The organism is Streptomyces sp. NPDC048255, assembly GCF_040652415.1.
In the GTDB taxonomy this organism is placed as follows: Bacteria; Actinomycetota; Actinomycetes; order Streptomycetales; family Streptomycetaceae; genus Streptomyces.
This window is the reverse complement of sequence record NZ_JBEZMA010000012.1, coordinates 90,439-112,156: the sequence shown is the minus strand read 5'-3', so window position 1 is coordinate 112,156 and position 21,718 is coordinate 90,439. Positions and strand designations below refer to the sequence as shown.

Below are 21,718 nucleotides of genomic sequence, written 5' to 3'. Positions count from 1 at the left end.
CCCTGCGGGCTGCGCCCCGGCGGACTGCTGCTGTTCCCCCCCGCCGGTACGCGGAACTGCTCCGCACCCGGCCCCGGCGCGCGGCGGCCCGGGCCCTGACCGGGCGGTGGACAGGGTGACTCGTCCGCCCCGGCAGCGCTGGACGCTCTGGTCACCCCGGCGGGCGGCCCCGGCGGATTAGGGTGCGCGTCATGAGCACCAGTGATCACAGCGCCGACGCCCCCGCAGACGTCCCCGCAGACGTCCCCGCCCGCGCCGGCGCCACCGCCGGCGACCCCGCCGACGTGAGCGGCCCCGCCTCCTTCGCCGTCTCCGTACCGGAGGTCCCGGACGCCGAACTGGAGGTGGAGGACCTCGATCCGGGGCAGATCCTCTCCGGTACGCCCGTGGTGACGGGCAAGGTGCTGTGGGAGTCCGCGGACGGCAGGCAGCTGCGCGGGATCTGGCAGATCACCCCCGGCGTGGTCACCGACACAGAGGCCGACGAGCTGTTCGTGGTGGTCAGCGGCCGCGCCACCATCGAGGTGGAGGGCGGCGCCACGCTGGAGGTGGGCCCCGGTTCCGCCTGCGTGCTCCGGGAGGGCGACAAGACCACCTGGACGGTGCACGAGACGCTCCGCAAGGCCTACCACATCAGTCTTCCGTGACCCCTTCCGCGGGCGCGGCCTTCGCCGGCGCGGCCGGGGTCTGGGCCGTCGGGGCCGGCGCGCTCTTCGCCGGAGCGTCCGCCGGCGGCACGGGGTGGCGGCGCGAGGTGAACAGCGCGAGCGCCGCCATCGGCAGCAGCAGCCCGGCTCCGATGGCGTTCAGCCAGCCGTAGCCCGCCTGGGCCATGACGAGCCCGGCGGCGGCCCCGCCCACGCCCGCGGCCGTGTTCATGGTCAGGTCGCTGAGGCCCTGTACGGCGGCCCGTGCGGGCTGCGGCACCGAATCGGTCAGCAGGGCCGAGCCGGACACCATCCCGGCGGACCAGCCGAGCCCGAGCAGGAAGAGGCCGAGCGCGGTCTGGCCGTGGTTCGGTCCGGCCGTGCCCGCGAGCAGGGTGGCGACGGACAGCAGCCCGGCCGCCAGGCCGATCACCGACAGCCGGCCGAGGCGGTCGGCGAGCCACCCCATCAGCGGCGAGAAGGCGAACATGCCCGCGATGTGGCCGCTGATCACCAGCCCGATGAGCTCCAGCCCGGCGCCGTGGTGGCCGAGGTCCATCGGGGTCATCACCATGATCGAGACCATGGTGGTGTGGGACACCGCGACGGTCAGCAGTGCGAGCCGCGCCCGCGGGGAGGCCTTGACGGCCGCGAACCCGGCGCGCAGCGAGCGCCCGGCGCGGGTCTGCTCCCCGGGCCCGGCCAGCGCCCGGGCCGTCAGCAGCGGGTCCGGCCGCAGGAGTACGCCGATCAGGGCGCCGGTGAGCACGAAGACGGCCGCGGCCCAGACGAAGGGCCCGGCCGTCTGGGGTATGGAGGTCCCGGCGAAGCTGCGGCTGGCCGGGGCGGACAGGTTGGGTCCGAGCACCGCGCCGATGGTGGAGGCCCACACGACGAGGGAGATCGCCCGGGCCCTGCGGTCCGGGGCCGCGAGGTCGGCGGCGGCGAACCGGGACTGGAGGTTGGCGGAGGAGGCTGCGCCGAACGCGGCCATGCCGAGCAGCAGCAGCGGGAAGTTCTTGACCGTGGCGGCGAGTACGACGAGGCACGCGCCGATGGCGCCGATCGCGTAGGCCAGGACCAGCCCGGGCCGGCGCCCGCGCGCGGTCATCAGGGCGGCGAGCGGCAGCGAGAGCAGGGCGGTGCCGATCACCGAGGCGGTGGAGGCCAGGCCGGACATGGCCTCGGTGCCGCTGATCTCGGTGGCCAGGACCGGGGCCAGGGCGATGCTGATCGGTACGCCGAGCCCGCCCAGGATCTGGCTGGCGATCAGCACTCCGGAGGTGCGCCGCTGGAGCCGGGGCAGGTCCTTCGCGGTGACCGCGGTGACCGCCGCGGCCGGGCGGCCGGTGTCCGGTGAGGCGCTCACGCCGTACACCCCCGTCGCGGCTGCGGGGCGCGGCGGGAGACGGCGCGCCGGGAGGCGGCGGGGCAGGAAGCGGCAGGGCCGGGGGGGACGGGGCCGGGTGCGACGGCAGGAGTAGTCACCGCGGCAGTGTCCCACCCCTTACCGCGCCGCGAAAGCGGGTACGCAGTGCCCGGTCGTCCGCTGACCAGGCCCTCGCGGCCGGGCGGCGGCCCGGGCTCAGAACAGCGGCTGCGGCAGGACGCCCTCCAGCGCGAGCAGGATCCGCTTGGTCTCCACCCCGCCGCCGAATCCGCCGATGCCGCCGTCGTTCTCCACGACCCGGTGGCAGGCCACCACCAGCGGCAGCGGGTTCGAGCCCATCGCGTTGCCCACCGCCTGGGCGGCGCCGGGCTGCCCCACCCGGGCGGCCAGCTCCCCGTACCCGACGACCGCTCCGTAGGGCACGGAGCGGTCCAGCTCCTGGAGCACCTGCCGGTTGAAGCCGGAGCTGAGCCGCCAGTCCAGCGGGAGCTCGAAGCGCCGCAGGGAGCCGGCGAAGTATGCGGCCAGCTGGCGTACGGGCTCGGCCAGCAGCACCTCCTCGCCCGGCGCGGGCCGCCAGGCGTCGGCGCCGAGCCGGGAGACCAGTGAGCCGATCATGGAATCGACCCGGTCGGGCCCGGCATGGAACTCGACCCGGACCAGACCCTCCGGGGTCGCGGCCAGGAGCAGGGGCCCGATGCCGATGCTGCCGCTGGGGACGACGGTCCATTCGAGGTGCGGCCCGCGGGGCCGCTCGGTGCTGTCCACGGGTCCACGGTACGGCGCCCCTCCGACAACGGGCTCCGCCCGCCGCTCAGTACCCGTCCACGGCGTCCTGGACCACGTCCGGGGCGTTGGTGATGATCCCGTCCACGCCCATGTCCCGGACCTTCCGGGCGGTCGCCGCGTCGTCGACGATCCAGGTGTCCACCTCCATGGCCTTGCCGTGGGCCCCCAGCAGACCGTGCACCGCCGCGACCCAGTCGGCCGAGATCGTGGTGTGCCACGGGTTGATCCGGTCGGTGAACTGCGCGTACCGGGGCAGGTCCGCCACCGTCGGGGTGCCCAGGAAGGCCGTCACCAGGTCCGGGCGCAGTCCGTGCACGATGCGTACGCAGTCGGCGCTGAAGCTCTGCACGACCAGGCGCTCCGAGACATGCCGCTCGTCGAGCCAGCCGGCCTCGTCCAGCACCTTCAGGGTCTGCTCCTCGATCCCGGGGTAGAGCTCCGGCTTCTTGATCTCCAGCAGCAGCCGCTGCTGGTTGCGCTGCACCCGGTCCATGTACTGCCGCAGGGTCGGCACCCGGGCTCCCGCGAACTCCTCGCCGAACCAGCTCCCCGCGTCCAGCCGGGCGATCTCGGCGGCCGTGAAGTCTTTGACCCGCCAGGGGGAGCGGCCGGGGAACACCTGCTCGACGTCGGTCGTCCGGGACAGGGTGTCGTCGTGGATCACCACCAGCTCGCCGTCCCTGGTGCGCTGGACGTCGTTTTCGACCCAGTCGAAGCCCAGCCGCATGGCCAGGTCGATCGCGTCGAGGGTGTTCTCCGGGGCGTAGGCAGAGGCCCCCCGGTGGGCGTAGACCACGGGCCCGGACAGCACGTCCAGGGGGAATCCGGGGGAGCCGGCGGAGGTGGCGGACGGGATGGAGGAGGAGGCGGCTGACCCGCCGAGCAGGGTGAGGGTGAAGCCCAGGAAGGCGGCGGCGGCCGCGGCGGCCGGTCGGACGAGGTGCATGTGCGTTCTCCTCGGGTCGTGAGCCCTGGTCCTGCGTCAGACATGTGCGGGGCGACAGACGTTGCGGCGGTGCACTTCACGGCGGAGCCTGTACCGCGATCATGGGGTTGAAGATCACCGGGCCGCCACCGAACTACGACAAACGGACCAGAACGTGTGAGAGCCGTACCGCCTGGCGGTCCCGCCCGGGGGCGCGCGGAGCCGGGAGGCCGCGTGAGTGTCAGTGGGGGGTCGTACGGTGGAGTCATGCGGCCCGTATCGAAGATCGAACGCACGGTGGCGCCTTTCGAGGTCGTCAGCTCCTACCAGCCCAGCGGCGACCAGCCGGCGGCCATCGCCGAGCTGGAGAAGCGCATCCGTGCAGGTGAGAAGGATGTCGTCCTGCTGGGTGCGACCGGCACCGGCAAGTCGGCGACCACCGCCTGGATGATCGAGAAGCTCCAGCGCCCCACCCTGGTCATGGCGCCGAACAAGACCCTCGCCGCCCAGCTGGCGAACGAGTTCCGCGAGCTCCTGCCGAACAACGCCGTCGAGTACTTCGTCTCGTACTACGACTACTACCAGCCCGAGGCCTACGTACCGCAGTCGGACACCTACATCGAGAAGGACTCCTCGATCAACGAGGAGGTGGAGCGGCTGCGCCACTCCGCGACGAACTCGCTGCTGACCCGCCGCGACGTGATCGTCGTCGCCTCCGTGTCCTGCATCTACGGCCTCGGCACCCCGCAGGAGTACGTGGACCGGATGGTCTCCCTCAAGGTCGGCGAGGAGACCGACCGGGACCAGCTGCTGCGCCGCTTCGTCGACATCCAGTACACGCGCAACGACGTGGCCTTCACCCGCGGCACCTTCCGGGTGCGCGGCGACACCATCGAGATCTTCCCGGTCTACGAGGAACTGGCCGTCCGCATCGAGATGTTCGGCGACGAGATCGAGGCCCTCTCCACCCTGCACCCGCTGACCGGCGAGGTCATCAGCGAGGACCGCGAGCTGTACGTCTTCCCCGCCAGCCACTACGTCGCCGGGCCCGAGCGCATGGAGAAGGCGGTCCGCGGGATCGAGGCCGAGCTGGCCGAGCGCCTCGACGAGCTGGAGAAGCAGGGCAAGATGCTGGAGGCGCAGCGGCTGCGCATGCGCACCACGTACGACCTGGAGATGATGCGTCAGATCGGGTCCTGCTCCGGCATCGAGAACTACTCGCTGCACATGGACGACCGCGAGCGCGGCTCCGCGCCCAACACGCTCATCGACTACTTCCCCGAGGACTTCCTCCTCGTCATCGACGAGTCGCACGTCACCGTGCCGCAGATCGGCGCGATGTACGAGGGCGACGCCTCGCGCAAGCGGACCCTGGTCGACCACGGCTTCCGGCTGCCGTCCGCGCTCGACAACCGGCCGCTGAAGTGGGAAGAGTTCCAGGAGCGGATCGGCCAGACCGTCTACCTGTCGGCGACCCCCGGCAAGTACGAGCTCTCGCGCGGCGACGGCTTCGTCGAGCAGATCATCCGCCCCACCGGGCTCATCGACCCCGAGGTCGTGGTCAAGCCCACCGAGGGCCAGATCGACGACCTGGTCCACGAGATCCGGCAGCGGGTGGAGAAGGACGAGCGCGTCCTGGTCACCACCCTCACCAAGAAGATGGCCGAGGACCTCACGGACTACTTCCTGGAGCTCGGCATCCAGGTCCGCTACCTGCACAGCGACGTGGACACCCTGCGCCGCATCGAGCTGCTGCGCGAGCTCCGGTCCGGCGAGTACGACGTCCTGGTCGGCATCAACCTGCTGCGCGAGGGCCTCGACCTGCCCGAGGTGTCCCTGGTGGCGATCCTCGACGCCGACAAGCAGGGCTTCCTGCGCTCCGGGACCTCCCTGATCCAGACCATCGGCCGCGCGGCGCGCAACGTATCGGGCCAGGTCCACATGTACGCGGACAGCATCACCCCGGCGATGGCGCAGGCGATCGACGAGACCAACCGCCGCCGGGAGAAGCAGGTCGCCTACAACACGGCCAACGGGATCGACCCGCAGCCGCTGCGCAAGAAGATCAACGACATCGTCGCCACCATCGCCCGCGAGGAGCTCGACACCGAGGAGCTCCTCGGCACCGGCTACCGGCAGGCGGCGGACGGCAAGGGCGCCAAGGCGCCGGTGCCCGCGCTCGGCGGCAAGGCGACCGCGGCCAAGGCGGGCAAGGCCGCCAAGGGCGCCAAGGGGGCGCAGGCCGGGGCGGTCCTCACCGACCGGCCCGCCGCGGAACTGGCCTCGCTCATCGAGCAGATGACGGAGCGCATGCGCGGTGCGGCCGCCGAGTTGCAGTTCGAGGTGGCGGCCCGGATCCGCGACGAGGTGAGCGAGCTGAAGAAGGAGCTGCGGCAGATGAAGGAAGCGGGCCTCGCCTGACCGGGAGCCTGTCAGTAGGGTTGTGCCACAGCCGCAGGTACATGCTGCGCCGCGCCGTCGAACGGGGCGGGCTATGGAGAGGGGACAGCACGTGACGGTCAACATGACCAAGGGTCAGGCCATCAGTCTGCAGAAGGCGGACGGGGGTACGCTGACCGCGGTCCGGATGGGCCTCGGCTGGCAGGCGGCGAAGCGCCGCGGTCTGTTCGGTTCGCGGACCCGGGAGATCGACCTGGACGCCTCGGCGGTACTCTTCGCCGACAAGCAGCCCGTGGACGTCGTCTTCTTCCGGCACCTGCAGAGTGACGACGGCTCGGTCCGGCACACCGGCGACAACCTCGTCGGCGGCGTCGGCCAGGGCGGGGACGACGAGGCGATCCTCGTGGACCTCCAGCGCGTCCCGGTGCACATCGACCAGATCGTCTTCACGGTGAACTCCTTCACCGGGCAGACCTTCCAGGAAGTGCAGAACGCGTTCTGCCGCATCGTCGACGAGACCAACGGCCAGGAACTGGCCCGCTACACCCTCGACGGCGGCGGCCAGTACACCGCGCAGATCATGGCGAAGGTGTCCCGCGCGGGCGCGGGCTGGCAGATGACGGCCCTCGGCAACCCGGCCAACGGCCGGACGTTCCAGGACCTGATGCCGTCGATCCTGCCGCACCTGTAGGACGTACGGAAGAAAAGAAGAAGGCACGGGGGAGGGGCTGCACGATGACGGCCGAACTGGTCCGGGGGCAGAACCACCCCGTGTCCCACAGCCGGGTGGAGGTGAGGGTCTCGGCGGGCACAGCCGTGCTCGCCCTGGCCTCGCTCGCCGACGAACAGGGCCGGTTCTCCGGCGCCGAGGTACTGGCCCACCCGGGCGCCCGCTCCCTCCCCGGCATCCAGGTGCCGGGGGAGGCCGCCGAACGGCACGCCTTCGCCGTCGATCTCGACGCCGTCACCGCCGACGTCCACCGGGTCGGCGTGCTCCTCGTCCTGCCGCCCGGCGGCCCGGTCCGCTTCGGAGCGGTCCCCGCCTCCTACGTCGCCGTGGCGGACGGGGCCGGGACCGAGATCGCCGGCTTCACCCTCACCGGGCTGGAAGCCGAGACCGCCGTGGTCGCCCTGGAGCTCTACCGGCGCCAGGGCGCCTGGAAGGTCCGGGCCGTCGGCCAGGGGTACGCGGACGGCCTCGGCGCCCTGCTCGCCGACGGCGGCATGGCCCCGGCCGAGGCCACCTCGCTGGCCGCCGCGGCCCTGCGGACGGCCGCGGGGACCGGCGGGGGCGAGCGCTCGCTCGCCCCGCTCCCGTCACTGACACGGGATCTGCGCACCCCGCAGGAGCCCGCGCCCGAGCCGCCGCACCAGGTCCCGGTGTCCGGAACCCCCTACGCCGGCACGCCGGGCCCCGCCCCCGGCGGTGACACCGCGGGCCCGCCGGCCGACGGCTCCCCGCCCACCATCAGCTACGCCCACCCGCGCCGCCGTCGCGCCAGCACCGAGCCGCCCGAGCCCGCGCCGCGGCCCGCACCGGCGCCGCAGCCCGGGCAGCCCCCGCTCCCCGTCGCCGGGGACGCCAGCGGCTGGTCCATGGAGGAGCGGCTCTACAACCAGGTGTGGGGCATGTTCGAGGACATGGCCCGCAGCGTCGCCGCCTACCGCAGCGCCGTCGAGTTCGCCGACTCCCGCATGGACCGCGAGCTCGACGAGGCCCTGTCCGACCCGCGCCACCGCCTCGGCGGCTCCGGCAACGCCGCCCGCGACACCGCGCGGGCCCGCCGCGAGGAGCTCGTCGCCCAGGCCAGGACCGTCCTCGACCGGGACCTCGCCCAGCTGGCCGCCGAGTGCGGGGTGGTCGAGCCCGCGCTGCCGGCCTCGTACGCCCGCTGGGACAACCCCGTCTGGCACGGCCACCGGGTGCCCGAGGAGGGCCCGCTGGCCCTGCGCCTGGGCGACCTGCACCTGCCCGAGCAGCCCGCCCTGCGCATCCCCATGCTGGTCCGGGTCCCGCTGGAGCGCGGGCTCTGGATCGACAACGGCCGCACCGGCTCCGAGGCCGCGATGGCCATGGACACCGACCGGCTGCGCCGGGCCGCCATGGACATGGCCGTCGCGCACGCCGTGCGGCTGCTCGCGGTCCACCCCGGCGACCGGTTCTCCGTCCACGTCATCGACGCGGCCGGCGCCGGCGCCGCCTCCCTCGCGCCCCTGGTGCGCGCCGGGGTGCTGGCCGCGCCGCCCGCCGCCGGAGCCGCGGGGGTCACCCAGACCCTGGCGGGGCTGACCCGCCGGGTGGACCTCGTGCAGATGGCGCTGCGGGCCGGTGCCCCCGAGGACCTGCCGCCGGACGTGGACACGGCCGAGCAGCTGCTGATCGTGCACGACTTCCCGCACGGTTTCGACGACCGCGCGGTCACCCAGCTGCGCTACCTCGCCGACGAGGGTTCGGCGGTCGGCGTGCACCTGCTGATGGTCGCGGACCGCGACGAGGCCTCCGCCTACGGGCCGCTCCTGGACCCGCTGTGGCGTTCGCTGATGCGGCTGTCGCCGGTCCCGGACAACCACCTCGCCGACCCCTGGGTCGGCCACGCCTGGACCTTCGAACCGGACCTGCCTCCGCAGGGCAGCCGGGTCCTCGACCAGGCACTGGACCGGATCGCGGAGGCCCGGCGGAGCGCCCGCCCGTGACGTCAGCGGCAGGTGGATGACCTGCCGCTGACCAGTCCTTGGTACTCCCTTTACCTTTTACGCCTCCGCCGGGTAGGCTGTGGAGCGCGGAGGGGAGTATTCCTGCTTTCCTGCTACGGCGTGCCCGTCAATACGGACCACTGCGGCCATCTGAGCGCGCAGCCGGTCCCGGGGCGTCGGCCCGCGGCCTCCAGGCCGCCCGGGTGGAAGAGACCTCCGGCAGCGATGACGCTGACGAAGTGCTGAGCCATCCGCCGGAGGCGTGTTTACCGTGGAAGTTTCCTGGACCCTGTGGGCGCTGACCATTCTCGGTCTGTCCCTCCTCATCGGCGCCGATTTCTTCATCGGCCGCAAACCTCACGACGTTTCGATCAAGGAAGCGGGCACCTGGACGATCGTCTGGATCGTCCTCGCCGGACTCTTCGGCCTCGGCCTGTGGTTCTTCGGCAACGGCCAGGCCTCCCAGGAGTTCTTCGCCGGCTTCATCACCGAGAAGTCCCTGAGCGTCGACAACCTCTTCGTCTTCGTCCTGATCATGGCGAAGTTCGCGGTGCCCTCGCACCTCCAGCAGCGCGTCCTGCTCGTGGGCGTGCTCATCGCCCTGGTACTGCGGGCGATCTTCATCGCCGCCGGCGCGGCGATCATCGCCAGCTTCTCCTGGGTCTTCTACATCTTCGGCGCGTTCCTGATCTACACCGCCTGGAAGCTGATCCAGGAGGCCCGCAAGGACGAGGACGACGAGGAGTTCGAGGAGAACCGCCTCCTCAAGTCCGTCGAGAAGAAGTTCGGCGTCGCCGACAAGTACCACGGCACCAAGCTCTTCATCCAGAGCAACGGCAAGCGCGTCCTGACCCCGCTGATGGTCGTCATGCTCGCCATCGGCACCACCGACGTGCTGTTCGCCCTGGACTCGATCCCCGCGATCTTCGGCCTCACCCAGGACCCGTACATCGTCTTCACCGCCAACGCCTTCGCGCTGATGGGTCTGCGCCAGCTGTACTTCCTCATCGGCGGCCTGCTCAAGAAGCTGGTCCACCTCAGCTACGGCCTCTCGGTCATCCTCGGCTTCATCGGCGTCAAGCTGGTGCTGCACGCCCTGCACGAGTCCGGGGTGCACGTCCCGGTGATCTCGATCCCGGTCTCCCTCGGCGTCATCTGCGGCGTCCTGGTGATCACCACGATCACCAGCCTGATCGCCTCGAAGAAGCAGGCGGCGGCCGAGGCCGCCGCCCGCCCGGAGAGCATCGACGCCTGAGCGGACCGGGCCCCGGAGCCCCGGGACCCTACGCGGGGGCGGCCGCTTCGGCCGCCCCCGTTTCCGCGCCCGCGCCCGTACCGCCACCCGCGTCCTTGCCCGACCGCTGCCGGACGATCACCGGGTTCGTCTCCGGCAGCAGCGCGAAGCAGCCCAGGCTGAGCAGCGCGATCGCGGTCAGGTACACCGCCACGCCCCACGGCCTTCCGGAGCCGTCCGCCAGCGCCGTCGCCACGATCGGGGTCAGCGCCCCGCCCAGTACGCCGCCGAGGTTGTAGCCGACGGCGGCGCCCGTGCAGCGGATCCGCGGGGCGTACAGCTCCGGCAGGTACGCACCCACGACCGCGAACATCGTCACCATGCCCAGCAGCGCACCCACGAAGCCCAGCGTCATCAGCAGCGGGTCGGCCGTGCCCAGCAGCGCCACCAGCGGGAACATCCACAGGGCGCAGGCCGCGCAGCCGGCCAGGCACAGCGGCCGCCGCCCGTAGCGGTCGCCCAGAAGCGCCACCAGCGGAGTCACCAGCCCCTTCAGCGCGACCGCGCCCATGATGCAGGACAGCATCACCGTGCGGCCCACCCCGAGGTGCTCGGTGGCGTACGCGAGGGACCAGGTGGTGACCGCGTAGAAGACGGCGTAGCCCACGGCGAGCGCCCCGCCGGTCAGCAGGAGCAGCCGCCAGTGGCCGCGCACCACCTCCGCCAGCGGGGCCTGCGACCGCCGGCCGCTCGCGGCGAGCGCGCGGAACTGCGGGGTCTCCTCCACCGACCGGCGCAGCCACAGGCCGGCGAGCGCCAGCAGCCCGGCCGCCCAGAACGGCACCCGCCAGCCCCAGGAGGTGAACTGGGCGTCGGTCAGGGTCGCCGACAGGGCCAGGACCATGCCGTTGGCCAGCAGGAAGCCCACCGACGGGCCGATCTGCGGGAAGCTCGACCACAGCCCGCGCCGCCGCTCGGGGGCGTGCTCGGCGGTCAGCAGCACCGCCCCGCCCCACTCGCCGCCGAGGCCGAGCCCTTGCAGGAAGCGCAGCAGGAGCAGCAGGACGGGCGCGGCCACGCCGATCGAGGCGTACGTCGGCACGCAGCCGACGGCCACCGTGGCGAGGCCGGTGAGCAGCAGGGAGCCCAGCAGCACCGGGCGCCGCCCGTAGCGGTCGCCGATGTGGCCGAACACGGCCGAGCCCAGGGGGCGGGCGAGGAAACCGACGCCGAAGGTGCCGAAAGCGGCGAGGGTCCCGGCGAGCGGGGAGAAGGAGGGGAAGAAGAGCGGGCCGAGCACGAGGGCGGCGGCCGTGCCGTAGACGAAGAAGTCGTAGAACTCGATGGCGGTCCCGGCGAGCGAGGCCGAGGCGAGCCGCAGCATTCCGGGCCCGGCGGTGCCGGACGGGGTCGGGGCCGGGGAGGGGTCTTGTTGCATGGAGCAGCAAATACCCCTTCCCCGGCCCTCAGGACGTGCGTTCGGTCATCATCGACCGGAAGGAGTGCACCGCGTACCGAAGTTGACGCGCGGGCCGTCTACCAGCCGCGCTCGCGCCATTCGGCCAGGTGCGGCCGCTCGGCGCCGAGGGTGGTGTCGTTGCCGTGTCCCGGGTAGACCCAGGTCTCGTCCGGCAGCTGCTCGAAGAGCTTGTGCTGCACGTCGTCGATCAGCTGCGCGAAGGCCTTCGGGTCGCCCCAGGTGTTGCCGACGCCGCCCGGGAAGAGGCAGTCGCCGGTGAACACGTGCGGGTGCCCGTGCGGGTCGTCGTAGATCAGGGCGATCGAGCCGGGGGTGTGGCCGACCAGGTGCCGCGCGGTCAGCTCGACCCGTCCGACGCGCACGGTGTCCCCGTCCGCGACCGGGACCTCGGTCGGAACGGGGATGCCCTCGGCGTCGTAGGCGCCCGCGTAGGTGGTGGCGCCGGTGGCCTCGACCACGCTCTGGAGCGCGCCCCAGTGGTCGCCGTGCCGGTGGGTGGTGACGACGGACTCGATGCCGTCGTCGCCGATCAGGCTCAGCAGCGCGTCCGCGTCCGCCGCCGCGTCGATCAGGAGCTGCTTGCCGGTGGCCCGGCAGCGCAGCAGGTACGCGTTGTTGTTCATCGAGCCCACCGCGACCTTGGAAATCATCAGGTCCGCGAGTTCGTGCACGTCGGCCGGACCGCCGACCTTGACCGCTCCGCTGTACGTCATGTGTCGATCCTAGAGGTGCGTGTTCCTACAGAGGGGGGAGTTCGGGCAGGCCGTCGCCGGCCACGACGGCGAGGTGGGCGCCCCGGAGGTCGCGCCCGGCCAGCCAGCCGAGCAGCTCGTCCTTGGGGCCTTCGAGGACCACCGGGGTGCCCTCCGTGCCGCCGGTGTGCCAGACCTCGCCGGGCATGGCCCGCAGGGTCACCGGCGGCACCTCCGGACGGCCGGACCAGCGGTCGGCGAGGAAGGCGATCTCCCGGTCGGTGAACTCGTCGGGGAGGTCGTGGAGCTCGTAGCCGATGTTCAGGTCGACGTGGTGCAGCTCGACCTCGACCCAGCGGCGGAAGGGCACGTTGGCGGCGAGGTCGGTGACGCCGTTGCGCAGCTCGACCGTGCGGGACCAGTCCTGGGCGGGCTCGGTGGTGGCGAGGAAGCGGGCCGCGGAATCACGGAGGTCCGTCAGGTGTTCTTCCAGGGGCCGGCCGGCGTCGCGTGCGATGTCCGCGTCGCGCGCGGAGGCGCTCTCGTACATCGGGCGTCCCTCGAAGACGTTCACGAGAGCGTCCGCGTTGCGTGCGAGGTGGGCCAGGATGTGGCCGCGGCTCCAGCCGGGGAGATGTGACTCCTCGGCGAGGGCCGCGTTGTCCAGTTTCGCGACAGCGGTCAGCAGTCGGTCCGTGGCTTCACGTACAGATCGCAGGTCGTGCACATGATCAGTCATGAACTCGAGCCTAGTGGCTCGTGGCCCGCGGCCACACGATCGGGTGATGCGGTCTGCGGAGTGCCGTAAATCGAATGTGCGTGCTATACGCTCGGAAGTCCAAGGACCAAGTCCATCGCAGAGGTGCCCCCCATACCCTGGGACGGGGGCCCGTGCCCCCGCTCTCTCAAGAAAGGTGCGGACCGGCGTGACCGACCGTCTCATCGTTCGTGGCGCTCGCGAGCACAACCTGAAGAACGTCTCGCTCGACCTGCCCCGCGACTCACTCATCGTCTTCACCGGACTCTCCGGGTCGGGCAAGTCCTCCCTGGCCTTCGACACGATCTTCGCCGAGGGTCAGCGCCGCTACGTCGAGTCGCTCTCGTCGTACGCCCGCCAGTTCCTCGGGCAGATGGACAAGCCCGACGTCGACTTCATCGAGGGCCTCTCCCCGGCCGTCTCGATCGACCAGAAGTCGACCTCGCGCAACCCGCGCTCGACCGTGGGCACCATCACCGAGGTCTACGACTACCTGCGCCTCCTGTTCGCCCGCATCGGCAAGCCGCACTGTCCCGAGTGCCGGCGCCCCATCTCGCGCCAGTCGCCGCAGGCGATCGTCGACAAGGTGCTCGCGCTCCCCGAGGGCAGCCGCTTCCAGGTGCTCTCGCCGCTGGTGCGCGAGCGCAAGGGCGAGTTCGTCGACCTCTTCGCCGACCTGCAGACCAAGGGCTACAGCCGGGCGCGGGTGGACGGGGAGACCATCCAGCTCTCCGAGCCGCCCACGCTGAAGAAGCAGGAGAAGCACACCATCGAGGTGGTCATCGACCGCCTCACCGTCAAGGAGAGCGCCAAGCGCCGGCTCACCGACTCCGTGGAGACCGCCCTCGGCCTGTCCGGCGGCATGGTCATCCTGGACTTCGTCGACCTCGCGGAGGACGACCCCGAGCGCGAGCGGATGTACTCCGAGCACCTCTACTGCCCGTACGACGACCTGTCCTTCGAGGAGCTGGAGCCGCGCTCCTTCTCCTTCAACTCCCCCTTCGGCGCCTGCCCGGAGTGCACGGGCATCGGCACGCGGATGGAGGTGGACCCGGAGCTGATCATTCCGGACGAGGAGAAGTCCCTGGACGAGGGGGCCGTCTCGCCGTGGTCGCTCGGCCACACCAAGGACTACTTCCAGCGGCTGGTCGGCGCGCTCGCCGAGGAACTGGGCTTCCGGACGGACATCGCGTGGGCCGGGCTCCCGCTGCGCGCGAAGAAGGCCCTGCTGTACGGGCACAAGACGCAGATCGAGGTCCGCTACCGCAACCGGTACGGGCGGGAGCGGGCCTACACGACGGCCTTCGAGGGCGCCGTGCCCTTCGTCAAGCGGCGGCACGCGGAGTCGGAGAGCGACGCCAGCCGTGAGCGCTTCGAGGGCTACATGCGCGAGGTGCCCTGCCCGACCTGTGACGGGACCCGGCTCAAGCCGATCGTGCTCGCGGTGACGGTGATGGAGAAGTCCATCGCCGAGGTGGCCGCCATGTCGATCAGCGAGTGCGCGGACTTCCTGGGGCGGATGCGCCTGGACGCCCGCGACAAGAAGATCGCCGAGCGGGTACTCAAGGAGGTCAACGAGCGGCTGCGCTTCCTCGTGGACGTCGGCCTGGACTACCTCTCGCTCAACCGGGCCGCCGGCACCCTGTCGGGCGGCGAGGCCCAGCGCATCCGCCTCGCCACACAGATCGGTTCCGGCCTGGTGGGCGTGCTCTACGTCCTGGACGAGCCCTCCATCGGCCTGCACCAGCGGGACAACCACCGGCTGATCGAGACGCTGGTGCGGCTGCGGGACATGGGCAACACGCTCATCGTGGTCGAGCACGACGAGGACACCATCAAGGTGGCCGACTGGGTCGTGGACATCGGCCCGGGCGCGGGCGAGCACGGCGGCAAGGTGGTGCACAGCGGCTCGCTGAAGGAGCTGCTGAAGAACCCCGAGTCGATGACCGGGCAGTACCTGTCGGGCAAGCGGTCCATCGCGATCCCGGACGTACGCCGGCCCGTGAACGGCGAGCGGAGGCTGACCGTCCACGGCGCCAAGGAGAACAACCTGCGGGACATCGACGTGTCCTTCCCGCTGGGCGTGCTCACGGCGGTCACCGGTGTGTCCGGCTCGGGCAAGTCCACCCTGGTCAACGACATCCTCTACACGCACCTGGCGCGCGAGCTGAACGGCGCCCGCTCGGTGCCGGGCCGCCACACCCGGGTGGACGGGGACGACCTCGTCGACAAGGTCGTGCATGTCGACCAGTCGCCGATCGGCCGGACGCCGCGGTCCAACCCGGCCACGTACACCGGCGTCTTCGACCACGTGCGCAAGCTCTTCGCGGAGACCATGGAGGCGAAGGTGCGCGGCTACCTGCCGGGCCGCTTCTCCTTCAACGTGAAGGGCGGCCGGTGCGAGAACTGCTCCGGCGACGGCACGATCAAGATCGAGATGAACTTCCTGCCGGACGTCTACGTCCCCTGCGAGGTCTGCCACGGCGACCGGTACAACCGGGAGACCCTGGAGGTCCACTACAAGGGCAAGTCCATCGCGGAAGTCCTCAACATGCCGATCGAGGAGGCACTGCACTTCTTCGAGGCGGTGCCGACGATCTCGCGCCACCTGAAGACGCTGAACGAGGTGGGGCTGGGCTACGTCCGCCTCGGCCAGTCCGCGCCGACGCTGTCGGGCGGTGAGGCGCAGCGCGTGAAGCTGGCCTCCGAGCTCCAGAAGCGTTCGACGGGGCGGACGGTGTACGTCCTGGACGAGCCGACGACCGGTCTGCACTTCGAGGACATCTCGAAGCTGATCAAGGTGCTGTCGGGGCTGGTGGACAAGGGGAACTCGGTGATCGTCATCGAGCACAACCTGGACGTCGTCAAGACCGCGGACTGGGTCATCGACATGGGCCCGGAGGGCGGGTACGGCGGCGGTCTGGTCGTGGCCGAGGGCACGCCGGAGCAGATCGCCTCGGTGGGGGCGAGCCACACCGGCAAGTTCCTGAGGGACATCCTGGGGGCGGACCGGGTCTCGGACGCGGGGGCGCCTGTGGTGCGGGCCGCGGTCAAGAAGGCCCCGGCCAAGCGGGCTGCCGGTGCGGCCGGTGCGGCCGGTGCGGCCAGTACGGCCGGTGCGGCGAAGAAGGCTGCGCCGGCGAAGAAGACGACGCGGGCCCGCAAGGCGTAGTCGCTGCGCTGTGCTCGGCGGTGGGGTCCGGCCTGTGGCCGGGCCCCTTTCGCGTCCGCGGCGCCGCTGCCGGGGGCTCTGCCCCCGGACCCCCGCGCCTCAAACGCCGGCGGGGCTGGATCGTCCCCGCGCCTCAAACGTCGGCGGGCCTGGATTGTCCCCCGGGCCTGGACGTCGACGGGCCTGGATTGTCCCGGGCCTGGATGTCGGCGGGGCTGGATTGTCCCCGGGCCTGGATGTCGGCGGGGCTGGATTGTCCCCGGGCCTGGACGTCGGCGGGGCTGGATTGTCCCCGGGCCTGGACGTCGGCGGGGCTGGATTGTCCCCGGGCCTGGGACGCCGGCGGGGCTGGATCGTCCCCGCGCCTGGGATGTCGGCGGGGCTGGATCTTCAGGTCGCGATGCCCACCGCGTGGCCGGTCGTCGTGGGGTCGGTCAGGGTGGCCAGGAGGGCGTGGGCCACGTCCGCGCGGGGGATGAACCGGCCGCCGGGGACGTTGCCGCCGATGACGCGGCGGTAGGTGCCCGTGCCGGGCCGGTTCAGCAGGCGGGGCGGGCGGATCACCGTCCACTGCGTGCGGCTGGCGGCGATGGCCGCTTCCATCACCGCCAGGTCCGCGTACAGGTCCCGCAGGACCCGCCGCAGGACGGGGAGGAACACCGCACGCGTGAAGATCCCGTCGCTCGGCACGTCCGGGCCGACCGGGGCCGCGCTGACGGCCGTCAGCCGGGTCACGCCCGTCCGCTCCATCGCCGCGAGGATGCCCCGGAGCGCCGGGCCGGTGACCGGGGCCGCCTTGGCCTGCTTGTTGTTGGCCGAGCCGAGGGCCGAGACCACCGCCGACCGCCCCTCCACCACCGGTACGAGCGCGTCCGCGTCCGTCAGGTCGGCCACCACCGCCACCTGGAGCCGGTCGTGCGGCGCCACGGCCAGCCGGGCCGGGTCGCGGACGACGGCCGTCACCTCGTGCCCGGCGGCCAGCGCCTGCCGGACGACCTCCCGGCCCACGCCGCCCGTGGCCCCGAATACCGTGAGTTTCATGGCGCCATCCTCTCCGGAGCGGCCGGAGCCGCGGACGGCTCCGGCTCGATGCCGGTCCACAGGCCGTTTCAGATCTCGTCCGTCAGCTCGGCCGCGTACGGCGGCTCCGCCCCCGGCCTGCTACAGGTCAGGGCCGCCGCGTGCGCCGCGTACGCCAGCACGTCCGGCCAGTCCACCGGGCCGCCGGGTGCGGCCGAAAGCCGGTGCAGCAGGGCCGCGTTGACGGTGTCTCCCGCCCCGATCGTGTCGGCCACGGCGACCTCGCGGGCCGCTGCCGTGTGCTCCGCGCCCTCGCGGGTCCACACCGTCAGGCCCGCCGCGCCGCGGGTCAGCACCACCGCCGACGGTCCCGCCGCCAGCCAGTCCGAGGGCCGGCCGCCCAGCCACCGGGCGTCCTCCTCCGACAGCTTCAGGACGGTCGTGTACGGCAGCAGCCGGCTCAGGAACCCCGCCCGGTACGCCGCGGGGTCCGCGATCAGCGCGGGCCGGATGTTGGGGTCCAGCAAGGTCAGCAGCCCGCGCCGCGACTCCCGGCGCAGCAGGGCCCCGTACGCGCTCGCGCCCGGCTCCAGGACCAGGGAGCAGGTGCCGAGCGCGAGGGCCCGTACGCCCTCCGGGAGGGCGGGGGGCAGGGTGAACAGCCGGTCCGCGGTGCCCTCGACGTAGAAGCCGTACGAGGCCGAGCCGTCCGGGCCCAGCGAGGGCACGGCGAGGGTGGTCGGCTCCGGCCCGCGCTGGACCAGCGACAGGTCCACCCCGGCCGCCCGCAGCCCGGCCAGCAGGGTCTCGCCGAAACCGTCCGCCGAGACCCTGGAGCAGAAGGCCACCTCCGCGCCGAGGCGCCCCAGCGCCAGCGCGGTGTTGTAGGGTCCGCCGCCGGGCCGCGGCAGCAGCGCGCCGGGCGGCCGCGCCACGGGGACGAGGTCGATCAGGGCTTCTCCACCGACGACGATCACGCGGGGGAAGTTACCCCATCGGGCGGCGGAATCGGGCGGCGGTATCGTCGGGTGCACCGTGCCCCGCCCGTCGACACCGTTCCTCCAGGAGACTTCCATGTCCGCGTCGCCGTCCCCCGCCCGCCGTACCGTCCTGCGGGGCGCCGCCGCGCTCGCGGGAGCAGCCGGCGCCGGAGCGGCTCTCACGGCCTGCTCGACCGCGACCAACAGCGGCGGGAACACCCCCGCGACGCCCACCGCCCCGGTGGAGCTGGGGGCAGCCGCCGACGTGCCGGTCGGCGGGACCAAGCTCTACCGGGAGCAGAAGCTGATCGTCAGCTGCCCGGCGGAAGGCCAGTACAAGGCGTTCAGCGCCCAGTGCACGCACGCCGGCTGCGTCCTGGACAAGATCGTCGAAGGCGAGGGCAACTGCCCCTGCCACGGCAGCCGCTTCGACGTGAACACCGGCAAGGTCCTGCGCGGCCCGGCCACCGACCCGCTGCCCGCCGTCCCGGTCACCGCCACGGGCGGCAAGCTCGTCGCGGGCTGACCCCCGCTGCCGCGCTGCCGCAGGTCAGGCCCAGTCCCAGGCGATCCCGAGCAGCCCGCGCCGCACCTCCCGCTCCACGAGGTGCACCGCCCGGTGCCGCCCGCTCGGCGTCAGGTCCGCGAGGCCGGTGCGCGGGGCCCCGGGCCCGGTGCGGGCGAAGCGCAGGCAGCGCACGGGCAGCGCGGCCTCGTCGAAGCGCACCTGGAGCATGTACTGGCCGCCCGCGTAGCTGAAGCCGCGCACGTACTCGGTGCTGCGGGCTCCCGTACCGTCCTCGATCCCGTAGCCGAAGACGTACGTGTCGCCGCGTCGCAGCCGGGCGTCGAAGAGCAGCTCCGCGACCACCAGCCCCGACTCCGGGTGCCACCGCACACGGCCCGTGCGGCAGTTCTCGTACGCCGTCACCTCCACCCGGGACGGGTCGCAGCCCGGGTCGCCGTGGTGGACGGCGAGGTAGCGGTCCACGCCGTCGCGGTGGGCCCGTACGATCTGCTGCGAATCGCGGCCGGAGAGCTCGCCGGCGGGCCCGATGCGGACCCGCTCGTGGTGGCCGACCGAGTGCAGCCCCCCGTCCGGCGGGAGGTCCATCGCCTCCAGCATCCGCTCCACCGCCGCGCCCGCGCTCACCAGCGTCCGGTACGAGCGGGCGGCCGGCCGGGCGGGTTCCGAGGGGGAACCGGGGCCCAGGAGGCGCAGGAGGGTCCCGTCCGGCAGTTCGAGGATCTGCTCCAGGGCGCGAACGGCCCGGAGGGACTCCTTGTGGCGGGGCCGCCGGGCGCCCTGCTGCCAGTAACTGAGGCTGGTGACCCCGACCTTGATGCCGCGTGCCGCGAGCCGGTGCTGTATCCGGTGCAGGGGCAGCCCGCGTGCGGCCAGGGCGGCCCGCAGGGCCAGGTGGAAGGGGCCCTCGCGCAGCAGTCGGCTGGTTTCGGCCTTACCTGCCGTACCCGCCGTTTCCCCGGTCGGCGCCATGGCGACTCCTCTGTGAACGTTCACATGCGCCGCGGCGGGGGGATCGCGCCAGGGGCCGGGAGGACCAGGTGAATCCACAGCCACCGTTCACACCGCAGCCCCACCGTTCACAGCGCAATGTCACAGCGTATTGAAGCGTGTTGACCTGATCGCGACAACACCCTGATGCTCCTCCACAGCGTCCGGACGCGCTCCTCCATCCCCACTCCCCCCACGGGAGGAACGCGATGCGCAACCGAAACCGGCGGCTTTCCCTGGCCGCCTTCCTCACCGCCCTGCTCATGGCCCTGTCCACCGCCGGCACCGCCACCGCCGACACCCCTGCAGCGGCCCTCGCCACCAAACGCCTGAACATCACCATGCAGGCGCAGCAGAAGACCAACTGGTGCTGGGCCGCCGGCGGCAACACGATCGCCACGTGGTTCGGCCGGAACTACACCCAGAACCAGTTCTGCAACGCCGCCTTCAACCGCCAGCAGGGCTACGACTGCCCCAACAACCAGGCCACCCTAGGAAACGTCCAGACCGGGCTGCGCTGGGCGGGCATCAACTCCGGCTCCTACGTGAACGGCTGGCTCCAGTACTCCACCGTCCAGACCGAGATCAACGCCGACCGGCCGGTCGAGACCCGCATCCAGTGGTCCAACGGCGGCGGCCACATGCACGTCATCTACGGCTACGACACCGCCAACAGCTGGGTCTACTGGGGCGACCCATGGCCCTCCAGCGACCGCTACAACTGGGCCTCGCACGCCTGGTACGTGAACAACAGCACCTTCTCCTGGACCCACTCCCTCTACCGGATAGGGGCGTGACCGCCATGGCCCCGCGCGCCACCGCCACCGCCGCTGCCGCGGTGCTCGCCGCCGTCGTCCTGCTCGGCCTGGCCCCGCAGGCCGCCGCCGTCTCCGCGGACCCCGTGCCGCAGCCCCAGGCCGCCACCGCCGAGGCCAGGGAGGCCGCCGCCGCGGCGGCAGCGGCCCCCGACACCCTCGCCACGCTGTCCCGCTTCTTCGCCCGGGAGGGCAAGGTCACCCTGACCGGCGCGCAGCCCCGTATCGAGGGCGAGGCGATCCCGGTGCACCACCTCTCCCCGGACTTCGTCGCGGGCAAGGAGGGGGCGTCCGTCGCCCGCCTGGAGTTCCTCGCCAGCAAGGCGGTCTCGTCCGACGGGCAGCAGGCCGCGCTGTGGACCGCACGGACCGGGTCCGGCTGGCAGGTCGTGAACATCGCCACGGGCGACGACGAGTTCCGCTACGCGCAGCTCGGCGCCGCGAAGCTGCCGGGCGGGACCGTGTTCCGGGAGCCCCAGATCGACGCCTGGTACGTGGCCGGGGGCAGCCGGGTGCTGCCGCTGGACGAGGACGCGGAGCGGGCCGTGGGCGCCGGGGGCACCACCCTCGACGCGTACCGGGTCCGCGTGACCGAGGCGTACGGGGACAAGCTCCCCGGCTCCGCGTATGCCCGGCGGGGCGTGGCGGGGGGCTTCGCCGAGCCGGCGGCGGCGCCCGTGCCTGTGCCTGTTCCTGTGCCGGGTGCGGGTGACTCCGCGGCTCCGGTGGGGCTGGTGGCCGGCTCGGCCGGGGCGCTCGCGCTGGGCGGTGCGGGGGTGCTGCTGCTGCGCCGGCGGCGCGCCGCCGCCTAGCCCTGCCCGCCTGCCCGCCTGCCCGCCTGCCCGCCTGCCCGCCTGCAGGGCCCGGCTCCCGCCAGGGGCCGGGCCCTGCGGTCCGTCGCCCCCCGCCCCGCCGCTGCCAGGGGCTCCGCCCCGGACCCCCGCGCCTCAATCGCCGGCGGGGCTGGAGGGTGGGGCTCCGGCCCGCGGCCCTGCGCCTCAATCGCCGGTGGGGCTGGAGCGTGGGGCTCTGCCCCGGGCCCCTGCGCCTCAATCGCCGGCGGGGCTGAAGATCGGGGCTCCGCCCGGACCCGCGCCTCAAACGCGGGCGGGGCTGGAAATGCCCCGCGGGGCGGGAAGTGCCGTGGCGGGGCGGGGCGGGGCGGGAGGAAGGTGCTGCGCGCAGGTCCGGCCGCAGGAGCCGAATT

At 72.7% G+C, this 21,718-nt stretch carries 18 protein-coding genes; 9 read left to right on the top strand and 9 right to left on the bottom strand.

Annotation, left to right across the window (positions count from 1 at the left end; all coding sequences use genetic code 11):
• The first annotated feature begins 191 nt into the window (after window positions 1–191).
• The gene (locus AB0D94_RS13155) at window positions 192–647 is read left to right on the top strand and encodes a cupin domain-containing protein (RefSeq protein WP_362050221.1); all 456 of its coding nucleotides are present in this window, start codon (window positions 192–194) and stop codon (window positions 645–647) included.
• Here AB0D94_RS13155 and AB0D94_RS13150 read toward each other — a convergent pair.
• From AB0D94_RS13150 to AB0D94_RS13140, 3 genes are all read right to left on the bottom strand, one after another.
• On the bottom strand, window positions 634–2,016 hold the full coding sequence (locus tag AB0D94_RS13150; RefSeq protein WP_362050218.1) for an MFS transporter: 1,383 nt from the start codon (window positions 2,014–2,016) through the stop codon (window positions 634–636). The two genes, AB0D94_RS13155 and AB0D94_RS13150, sit on opposite strands and share 14 nt — an antisense overlap.
• 216 nt (window positions 2,017–2,232) lie before the next feature.
• Window positions 2,233–2,805 carry a methylated-DNA--[protein]-cysteine S-methyltransferase gene (locus AB0D94_RS13145; protein ID WP_362050215.1) on the bottom strand — a complete coding sequence of 191 codons (573 nt, stop codon included), beginning with the start codon at window positions 2,803–2,805 and terminating at the stop codon, window positions 2,233–2,235.
• A 46-nt stretch (window positions 2,806–2,851) separates the two neighbouring features.
• A complete protein-coding gene (locus tag AB0D94_RS13140; protein WP_362050212.1) occupies window positions 2,852–3,772 on the bottom strand; it encodes a glycerophosphodiester phosphodiesterase family protein in 921 nt (306 codons plus the stop codon).
• Between the two features lie 246 nt (window positions 3,773–4,018).
• On the opposite strand from AB0D94_RS13140, the gene uvrB reads away from it, so the two are divergent.
• The 4 genes from uvrB (at window position 4,019) to AB0D94_RS13120 (ending at window position 10,100) form a co-directional block, all read left to right on the top strand.
• Complete coding sequence (gene uvrB, locus AB0D94_RS13135) at window positions 4,019–6,172, top strand: excinuclease ABC subunit UvrB (RefSeq protein WP_362050209.1); 2,154 nt, start codon at window positions 4,019–4,021, stop codon at window positions 6,170–6,172.
• A gap of 91 nt (window positions 6,173–6,263) precedes the next feature.
• Window positions 6,264–6,842 (top strand): TerD family protein, encoded by a 579-nt coding sequence (locus AB0D94_RS13130; RefSeq protein WP_266937306.1) that lies wholly within the window; start codon window positions 6,264–6,266, stop codon window positions 6,840–6,842.
• Between the two features lie 44 nt (window positions 6,843–6,886).
• Entirely contained in the window at window positions 6,887–8,845 is a 1,959-nt protein-coding gene (locus AB0D94_RS13125) for a TerD family protein (protein WP_362050204.1), read from the top strand.
• Between the two features lie 271 nt (window positions 8,846–9,116).
• Window positions 9,117–10,100 (top strand): TerC family protein, encoded by a 984-nt coding sequence (locus AB0D94_RS13120; protein WP_362050201.1) that lies wholly within the window; start codon window positions 9,117–9,119, stop codon window positions 10,098–10,100.
• Between the two features lie 28 nt (window positions 10,101–10,128).
• Here AB0D94_RS13120 and AB0D94_RS13115 read toward each other — a convergent pair whose 3' ends face one another.
• The 3 genes from AB0D94_RS13115 to AB0D94_RS13105 form a co-directional block, all read right to left on the bottom strand.
• On the bottom strand, window positions 10,129–11,463 hold the full coding sequence (locus AB0D94_RS13115) for an MFS transporter (protein ID WP_362050360.1): 1,335 nt from the start codon (window positions 11,461–11,463) through the stop codon (window positions 10,129–10,131).
• A gap of 152 nt (window positions 11,464–11,615) precedes the next feature.
• Window positions 11,616–12,272, bottom strand: coding sequence for an MBL fold metallo-hydrolase (locus AB0D94_RS13110; RefSeq protein ID WP_362050198.1), 657 nt, complete (start codon window positions 12,270–12,272; stop codon window positions 11,616–11,618).
• Between the two features lie 25 nt (window positions 12,273–12,297).
• The gene (locus AB0D94_RS13105) at window positions 12,298–12,990 is read right to left on the bottom strand and encodes a maleylpyruvate isomerase family mycothiol-dependent enzyme (protein WP_362050195.1); all 693 of its coding nucleotides are present in this window, start codon (window positions 12,988–12,990) and stop codon (window positions 12,298–12,300) included.
• Between the two features lie 187 nt (window positions 12,991–13,177).
• On the opposite strand from AB0D94_RS13105, the gene uvrA reads away from it, so the two are divergent.
• Complete coding sequence (gene uvrA / locus AB0D94_RS13100; protein WP_362050192.1) at window positions 13,178–16,180, top strand: excinuclease ABC subunit UvrA; 3,003 nt, start codon at window positions 13,178–13,180, stop codon at window positions 16,178–16,180.
• 390 nt (window positions 16,181–16,570) lie between these two features.
• Here the strand turns inward: uvrA and AB0D94_RS13095 are convergent, their stop codons facing one another.
• Together AB0D94_RS13095 and AB0D94_RS13090 are read right to left on the bottom strand one after the other, a co-directional pair.
• Entirely contained in the window at window positions 16,571–17,221 is a 651-nt protein-coding gene (locus tag AB0D94_RS13095) for an NAD(P)H-binding protein (protein ID WP_362050189.1), read from the bottom strand.
• A 68-nt stretch (window positions 17,222–17,289) separates the two neighbouring features.
• Window positions 17,290–18,177: a carbohydrate kinase gene (locus AB0D94_RS13090; protein ID WP_362050186.1), complete on the bottom strand. Its 888-nt coding sequence runs from the start codon at window positions 18,175–18,177 to the stop codon at window positions 17,290–17,292.
• A gap of 97 nt (window positions 18,178–18,274) precedes the next feature.
• Here AB0D94_RS13090 and AB0D94_RS13085 point away from each other — a divergent pair, with 97 nt between their 5' ends.
• Window positions 18,275–18,706, top strand: a complete 432-nt coding sequence (locus AB0D94_RS13085; protein ID WP_362050183.1) for a Rieske (2Fe-2S) protein — start codon at window positions 18,275–18,277, stop codon at window positions 18,704–18,706.
• A gap of 24 nt (window positions 18,707–18,730) precedes the next feature.
• Here the strand turns inward: AB0D94_RS13085 and AB0D94_RS13080 are convergent, their stop codons facing one another.
• The gene (locus tag AB0D94_RS13080; RefSeq protein ID WP_362050180.1) at window positions 18,731–19,678 is read right to left on the bottom strand and encodes a hypothetical protein; all 948 of its coding nucleotides are present in this window, start codon (window positions 19,676–19,678) and stop codon (window positions 18,731–18,733) included.
• Window positions 19,679–19,905: 227 nt separating this feature from the next.
• Here AB0D94_RS13080 and AB0D94_RS13075 point away from each other — a divergent pair, with 227 nt between their 5' ends.
• Both AB0D94_RS13075 and AB0D94_RS13070 read left to right on the top strand, forming a co-directional pair.
• Window positions 19,906–20,493, top strand: coding sequence for a papain-like cysteine protease family protein (locus tag AB0D94_RS13075; protein ID WP_362050177.1), 588 nt, complete (start codon window positions 19,906–19,908; stop codon window positions 20,491–20,493).
• A gap of 5 nt (window positions 20,494–20,498) precedes the next feature.
• Entirely contained in the window at window positions 20,499–21,323 is an 825-nt protein-coding gene (locus AB0D94_RS13070; protein ID WP_362050357.1) for a hypothetical protein, read from the top strand.
• The last annotated feature ends 395 nt before the right edge of the window (window positions 21,324–21,718 follow it).